This window comes from Parafrigoribacterium humi (genome assembly GCF_040227205.1).
GTDB classification, from domain to species: domain Bacteria; phylum Actinomycetota; class Actinomycetes; order Actinomycetales; family Microbacteriaceae; genus Parafrigoribacterium_A; species Parafrigoribacterium_A humi.
This window is the reverse complement of sequence record NZ_JBELOA010000016.1, coordinates 1-969: the sequence shown is the minus strand read 5'-3', so window position 1 is coordinate 969 and position 969 is coordinate 1. Positions and strand designations below refer to the sequence as shown.

Genomic DNA, 969 nt, shown 5'->3' with positions numbered 1-969 from the left:
GGCGCAGCAGGTGTCGGATCTGCGAGTTCAGGCCTTCCAGGCGTGAGGTCACTCGCGGGTTCCCGTATGTGAGCGAGGTGAAGATGTGACCGGCCTCAGCGGCGCGGTGCAGGATGCTCCAGGCTCGGCGGAGCTTGAGGTGTGTGAAGCCGAACTGGCCATTTTCATACATTGTCCGCTCACGCGTCAGGTGTCCAAATTTCTGCCACCACGCTTCGAGCGTGAGGCGCCATTCGATCGCCGCGTCGATGTCGTGAACGTTCGTGAGGTTGAGGGCGATCTGTCGCAGCGCGCGGCCAGCGCGCAGGCGCGGTTTCCGCGTCAACTCGCGGGTCACGTTGAGTTGCAGGTGGAAGATGCAGCGTTGGATCGCGGTCTCGGGCCAGCTGCGGGCGAGCGCGGAGCGGATGCCGGAGCCGCCGTCGGTGACGACCACGGTCGGCGGCGGAACGCGAGCGAACAACGCTTCCCATGCGGCGGTGGACTCGCGGGCCGCCCATTGCCAAGCGATCACCTGCCCAGTGCTCGATTGCGCGATCAGCAGGCACCAGGACCCGATCCAGATGCCGTCGACGAGGACCGCGTCGTGAACTTCTCCGGTCACTGGTATCCGAGGCTCCAGCTGCCAGCACCAGCCCGTCTCGTGGCGGAACGACCGGCCAGTGCCGCCGCCGAGCTCGGCCTGTGATGCCTTGCCCGTCAGCCAGCTCAGGAACCGGCGCAGCTGTTCCCGCCGGGCCACGTCCGGACGACGACGAACCGCTGATGCCCCACACTCGCGACACCGCCACCGTTGCGTCCCCGCCGCTGTCTTGCCATTCTTCACAAGCCGTGATCCGCATACCATGCAGCTCGTCTGATTCGAGGGAAGATCCACGACTAAGGGTCGCGGACCATAACAACCCCGATCCAGCCCCGCAATCCCGGGCCCAGATCAAGAACCCATCCACACCTTCTTGCCTATAAGCC

At 65.4% G+C, this 969-nt stretch carries 1 protein-coding gene; it reads right to left on the bottom strand.

All coding sequences use genetic code 11. The features are described 5' to 3' along the window. Positions 1-877 (bottom strand): IS1249 family transposase (locus tag ABUA28_RS14070; protein ID WP_349904935.1); only part of this gene is annotated, 877 nt, incomplete at its 3' end. Between the last annotated feature and the right edge of the window lie 92 nt (positions 878-969).